General features: G+C 73.2%; 4 protein-coding genes and 1 pseudogene. 3 read left to right on the forward strand and 2 right to left on the reverse strand.

Annotated features, from left to right (window positions below; genetic code table 11):
* Nucleotides 1-96 precede the first annotated feature (96 nt).
* A complete protein-coding gene (locus Q1K26_RS24970; RefSeq protein WP_300017932.1) occupies nucleotides 97-1719 on the reverse strand; it encodes an ABC-F family ATP-binding cassette domain-containing protein in 1623 nt (540 codons plus the stop codon).
* 123 nt (nucleotides 1720-1842) lie between these two features.
* On the opposite strand from Q1K26_RS24970, the gene Q1K26_RS24975 reads away from it, so the two are divergent.
* Nucleotides 1843-2613: an SDR family oxidoreductase gene (locus Q1K26_RS24975; RefSeq protein ID WP_300017935.1), complete on the forward strand. Its 771-nt coding sequence runs from the start codon at nucleotides 1843-1845 to the stop codon at nucleotides 2611-2613.
* 48 nt (nucleotides 2614-2661) lie between these two features.
* On the forward strand, nucleotides 2662-3177 hold the full coding sequence (locus Q1K26_RS24980) for a VOC family protein (protein WP_300017953.1): 516 nt from the start codon (nucleotides 2662-2664) through the stop codon (nucleotides 3175-3177).
* A 114-nt stretch (nucleotides 3178-3291) separates the two neighbouring features.
* Here the strand turns inward: Q1K26_RS24980 and dgt are convergent.
* Nucleotides 3292-4404: pseudogene (gene dgt, locus Q1K26_RS24985) on the reverse strand (dGTP triphosphohydrolase); the annotation flags it as partial.
* A gap of 315 nt (nucleotides 4405-4719) precedes the next feature.
* On the opposite strand from dgt, the gene Q1K26_RS24990 reads away from it, so the two are divergent.
* Nucleotides 4720-6000 (forward strand): alpha-amylase family glycosyl hydrolase (locus Q1K26_RS24990; RefSeq protein WP_300017938.1); only part of this gene is annotated, 1281 nt, incomplete at its 3' end.

Consider the following 6000-nt stretch of genomic DNA (forward strand, 5'->3'; position numbering starts at 1 on the left):
CACGTCACCCGAAGGACGATCAAGGAACGGGGAGACGCGCGTCACACCGCCGCCGCGGGCCGTTCGGGTGGCGGGAACCCCCCGGAGCTACCCCGATCAGGCCAACTGCACCAGCTCGAGGTAGTCCTCCGACCAGAGGTCCTCGGTGCCGTCGGGCAGCACGATGACCTTGTCCGGGTGCAGGGCCTCCACCGCTCCCGGGTCGTGCGACACCAGCACGACGGCCCCGGTGAAGCGGCGCAGCGCGTCGAGGACCTGCGCGCGACTGGCCGGGTCCAGGTTGTTGGTCGGCTCGTCGAGCAGCAGCACGTTGGCGGCGCTGGACACCAGGCCGGCCAGCGCGAGCCGGGTCTTCTCACCGCCGGACAGCGTGCCCGCGGGCTGCTCCAGCTGCTCCCCGGAGAACATGAACGTACCCAGCACGGTGCGCAGCTGCTGCTCGCCGGTGTCCGGCGAGGCGTGCCGGATGTTGGCCCACACGCTGGCATCGGGATCGAGCGTCTCGTGCTCCTGCGCGAAGTAGCCCACCCGCAGCCCGTACCCCGGCGACACCGTCCCGGCGTCGGCCTCCTCGGTGCCGGCCAGCAGGCGCAGCAGCGTGGTCTTGCCCGCGCCGTTGAGCCCGAGCACGACGACCTTCGCGCCGCGGTCGACGGCCAGGTCGACGCCGGTGAACACCTCCAGCGACCCGAACGCCTTGGACAGCCCCTCCGCGGTCAGCGGGGTCCGCCCGCACGGCGCGGGGTCCGGGAAGCGGATCTTGGCGACCCGGTCCTGCTGCTGCTCGGGCTCCAGGCCGGCGAGCAGCTGGTCGGCCCGGCGCGCCATGTTCTTCGCGGCGACGGCCTTGGTCGCCTTGGCGCCCATCTTCAGCGCCTGCGTGTGCAGCACCGACGCCTTCTTCTCGGCGTTGGCCCGCTCGCGGCGGCGGCGCTTCTCGTCGGTGGCGCGCGCCTCCTGGTAGCGGCGCCAGTCCATGTTGTAGGCGTCGACCTCGCCGCGCGTGGCGTCGAGGAACCACACCTTGTTGACGACGTCGGCGAGCAGGTCGGTGTCGTGGCTGATCACCACCAGGCCGCCGTCGTGGTTCTGCAGGAACGAGCGCAACCAGGTGATCGAGTCGGCGTCGAGGTGGTTGGTGGGCTCGTCGAGCAGCAACGTGGTGTTGCTCGACGCGCCGCCGTCGGTGGCCGAGAACAGGATGCGCGCGAGCTCGACGCGGCGGCGCTGCCCGCCGGAGAGGGTGGCGATCTGCTGGGTGAGGATGCGGTCGGGCAGGCCCAGGTGCGCGCAGATCCGCGCGGCCTCGCTCTCGGCGGCGTACCCGCCGAGCGCGGAGAACCGCTCCTCGATGCGCCCGTACTCGCGCACGGCCTTCTCGTTGTCGGCGCCGTCGACGAGCTCGGCCATCGCGTTCTGCGCCTTCTCCATCTGCCGCAGCATCAGGTCGAGGCCCTTCGCCGAGAGCACCCGGTCCTTGGCGGTGACGCGCAGGTCGCCCTCGCGGGGGTCCTGCGGCAGGTAGCCGACGGGGCTGTTGGCGTGCACGGCGCCGCCGTAGGGTTCGCCCTCACCGGCGAGCACCCGCATCGACGTGGTCTTGCCGGCCCCGTTGCGCCCGACGAGGCCGATGCGGTCGCCGGGCTGGACGCGCAGCGTGGCCCCGGACAGCAGGATCCGGGATCCGGCGCGCAGTTCCAGGTCGGTGGCGGTGATCACGAGAAGAGCTCCAGGGGTGGTCCGTCGGGCATGACACAGGCCGAGACGGCCGCCTACCCGATCCGGATCACGACCCCAGAGTACCGGCCGCCGCGCCGACATCCGCGAAGTAGGGTCCCTGCCATGACTGATCTCACCGGCCGCACCGCCCTGGTCACCGGCGCCAGCCGCGGCATCGGCTACGCGATCGCCGCCGAACTGCTCTCCCGCGGGGCCTCGGTGACGATCACCGCCCGCAAGCCCGACGAGCTCGCGGCGGCGGGCGAGAAGCTGGCGGCGGGTGCCGACGCCTCCCGGGTGCTGGCGCTGGCGGCCAACGCCGGCTCGGCGGAGTCGCGCGAGGAGTCGGTGACCCGGACCGTCGAGCGGTTCGGGAGCCTGGACATCCTGGTCAACAACACCGGCATCAACCCCACCTACGGGTTCCTCATGGACGCCGACCTCGACGCCGTCCGCAAGACCTTCGACACCAACGTCGTCGCCGCGCTCGCCTACGTGCAGCTGGTGTACCGGGCGTGGATGGGCGAGCACGGCGGCTCGATCGTCAACATCGCCTCCGTCGCCGGCCTGCGCAGCTCCGGTGTCATCCCGGCCTACGGCGCGTCGAAGGCCGCCCTGATCCGGCTCACCGAGGAGCTGGCCTGGCAGCTCGGGCCGAAGATCCGCGTCAACGCCGTGGCGCCGGCCGTCGTCAAGACGAAGTTCGCCACCGCGCTGTACTCCTCGGGCGAGGAGAAGACCGCCGAGCCGTACCCGATGAAGCGCCTCGGCGAGCCCGAGGACATCGCCTCGGTCGTCGGTTTCCTGGTGTCGGACCGGGCGGGCTGGATGACCGGCGAGACGGTGCGGGTCGACGGCGGCATCCTCGCCACCGGGACGCTCGGGTCCGCCTGACGCCCGAGACAGTTGAACACTCATCTATATCGCGCGTAGCCTGGGGCCATGCCGATCCAGCGTCTCAACCACGCCGTCCTCTACGTCCGCGACGTCGACCGCAGCGTGGCGTTCTACTCCGGGACGCTCGGGTTCCGCGTCGTGATGGACGTCCCCGGACGGGCCGCGTTCCTGCAGGCCGAGGGCTCGACCAACGACCACGACCTGGGGCTGTTCGCCGTCGACGCCGCCGCGGGCGACTCCACGGCAGGCCACGGCACCGTCGGGCTCTACCACCTGGCGTGGGAGGTCGACACGCTGGCCGAGCTGCGGCGCGTCCGCGGCGTGCTGGCCGGGTCCGGCGCGCTGGTCGGGGCCACCGACCACGGCACGACCAAGGCCCTCTACGCCCGCGACCCCGACGGCATCGAGTTCGAGGTGAGCTGGCTGGTGCCGGCCCGCCTCGTCGAGCCGGGGACCGCGGGCCGGATGGCCCCGCTCGACATCGACGCCGAGATCGCCCGCTTCGGCGCCGACACCCCCGGCGGAATCGGGGTGTCGGTCCGCGAGCCCGCGGCGACGTAGGGTCCTCCTCGCACCGGGCACGCACCGAGCCGACGCTCCGCCATCGGTCCGGCGCGAGCACGGGCCGCGGTCACAGCACCGCGGCGTCGGTCCACAACCGGCCGCTGCGCCCGGTACGGTGGCCTGCCCGCGCTGGTAGGAGGCCAGGTCGGCGCGGCCGAGCACGAAACGCTGGTGCACGAACTTCAGCACCGCCACCTCGTGCCACTGCGGAGTGCCCAGCGCGACCGGACCCGAGCGCACGGGCGGGTCCGGGGTGAGGTGCACGCCCGCCACCAGGCGCGCCGTCCAGCGGGCCGAGAACTCGGCCACCGCGCGCTCGGCGGCCATCGAGCCGTCGAACGCGGCCCCGAGCAGGCCGTCCACCAGCTCCGCCCGCACGCGGTCGACGGCGGCGGCGAACGCGTCGTCGTCGTAGGCCCAGGCGTCGCGGTCGCGCAGGCGGCGCCGCAGTACCTCCAGGTGGACCCCGGGACCCGCGGTGTCGGGGTGGCGCCGCCACCCGGTCAGCTCCGCGGCCACCCCCGCCTGCTGCAGCACCCCGACGCGGTGGAAGTCCTCCAGGTCGTGGATGGCGTAGGCGATGTCGTCGGCGGTGTCCATCACGGCGGCCTCGACCGTCTGCTGCCAGCTCCCGGTGGCCGGGAACGCGGCGCGGGCGGCGAGCAGGTCGTCGAGCTCGGTGGCGTAGCAGGAGAACTTGGCCGAGCCCGCGTCCGGCGCCCCGGGCAGCGGGCCGCCACCGCGGGGCGGGAGCGCGGCCGCGCTGGGGTGCGGGTCGGGGTACCCGTGGCGCGTCCACGGGTACTTGAGCACCGCGGCCCGGACCGCGGCGGTGAGATCGAGACCGGCGCCGCCTGGCCCGTGCAGGTCGATGGTCGTGACGATCCGGAAGCTCTGCGCGTTGCCCTCGAACCCGTCGGGCAGGCCCAGGCGCTCGCGGGCCAGCCGGTCGAGCACCCGCTCGCCGAGGTGCCCGAACGGCGGGTGCCCGAGGTCGTGGGCGAGCGCGGCGGCCTCGACGACGTCGGGGTCGGCCTCGGGCCCCGGCAGCCGTTCGGCGATCGCCCGTCCGACCTGCGCCACCTGCAGGCTGTGGGTGAGCCGGTTGTGCACCAGCAGGCCGGTGCCGGCCGGGCTCACCACCTGCGTGACCCCGGCGAGTCGGGCGAAGAACGGCGACGCGGCGATCCGGTCGCGGTCCACCCGGAACGGGCTGGCCGCCAGGCCGGCACCGGTCTCCGCGGGCCCCGGCCTGCGCGCCGAGCGGGCGGTGGGGCGGTGCGCGATCGACGTCACCCCCGGATTATCGACACGGTGCGCCCGGCCGGCTCCGTCTACCCGCCCCGGGCCTCCTCCGTCGGCCCTTCCATCCCCGACGCCCACCCGCCCCGGACCTCCTCCGTCGGCCCTTCCATCCCCGACTCCGGCGGGACCGCGCCCGGCGTGAGATCGTCGACGACGACGGTGCGGGGACCCGCGAGCGAACCCACCGACACGGCACCGGCGGGCACGGCCGAGCGAACGCAGCGAGGGAGCGGAGTGAGCGACCAGCCAGGCGACGAGCCGGTACGTGAGCCCGGCGAGATCACCTACGCCGAGCAGTTCTACCCGGCGCGGCCCCGCAGCCTGCGCCACCGTGCCCGCGTCAAGGAGTCGGTGGTGCGCAGGCCGGTGCACCGCGTCGACGGGCTGAACCCGGCCTACGTCGCCTGGCTGCTGAGCCAGTCGATGCTCAGCGACGCCAACGAGATCTCCCGGCAGTTCTCCGGGCAGGGATCGATGTGGCAGAACCCGTTCGCGAACCCCGGCCCGCGCCAGGCCGTCGACATCGCGTCGGTGTGGTTCACCGCGTACCCGATCTCGCTGATCACGCCGCCCGGCGAGTCGTTCCTGGCCACCCTGGGCAAGGAGAAGCAGTGGGAGGCGTTCTCCGCCATCGGCATCGACGCCGTCCACACCGGGCCGGTCAAGCGCGCCGGCGGCATCGACGGCTGGAACCTGACCCCGAGCGTCGACGGGCACTTCGACCGCATCTCCACCGAGATCGACCCCGCGTTCGGCACCGAGGACGAGTTCCGCGCCATGTGCGAGACCGCCAGCCTGTTCGGCGGCACCGTCATCGACGACGTGGTCCCCGGCCACACCGGCAAGGGCGCGGACTTCCGCCTCGCCGAGATGAAGCACGGCGACTACCCCGGCATCTACCACATGGTGGAGATCGCGCCCGAGGACTGGGCCGACCTGCCGGCGGTCCCGCCGGGTCGCGACTCGGCCAACATCGACGCCGTCACCGAGGAGAAGCTGGAGAAGGCCGGCTACATCATCGGCCGCCTGCAGCGCGTCATCTTCTACGCCGAGGGCGTCAAGGAGACCAACTGGAGCGCCACGCGCCCCGTCGTCGGGGTCGACGGCGTGGAGCGGCGCTGGGTCTACCTGCACTACTTCAAGGAGGGCCAGCCCTCGATCAACTGGCTGGACCCGAGCTTCGCCGGGATGCGCATGGTCATCGGCGACGCGCTGCACTCCCTGGGCGACCTCGGCACGGGCGCGCTGCGGCTCGACGCCAACGGGTTCCTCGGCGTCGAGAAGAGCGCCGAGGGGATGCCCGCCTGGTCGGAGGGCCACCCGCTGTCCGACGCGGCGAACCAGATGATCGCGGGGATGGTGCGCAAGGTCGGGGGGTTCACCTTCCAGGAGCTCAACCTCACCATCGACGACATCCGCATCACCGCCGAGGCCGGCGCCGACCTGTCCTACGACTTCGTCAACCGCCCCGCCTACCACCACGCACTGGCCACCGGCGACACCGAGTTCCTGCGC

The organism is Pseudonocardia sp. (genome assembly GCF_029263155.1).
GTDB lineage: Bacteria > Actinomycetota > Actinomycetes > Mycobacteriales > Pseudonocardiaceae > Pseudonocardia.

Bases quoted from the DNA above. Each gene is read 5' to 3' on its own strand.
- Q1K26_RS24975 (WP_300017935.1), top strand. From the start codon at position 1,843: ATGACTGATCTCACCGGCCGCACCGCCCTGGTCACCGGCGCCAGCCGC.
- Q1K26_RS24980 (WP_300017953.1), top strand. From the start codon at position 2,662: ATGCCGATCCAGCGTCTCAACCACGCCGTCCTCTACGTCCGCGACGTC.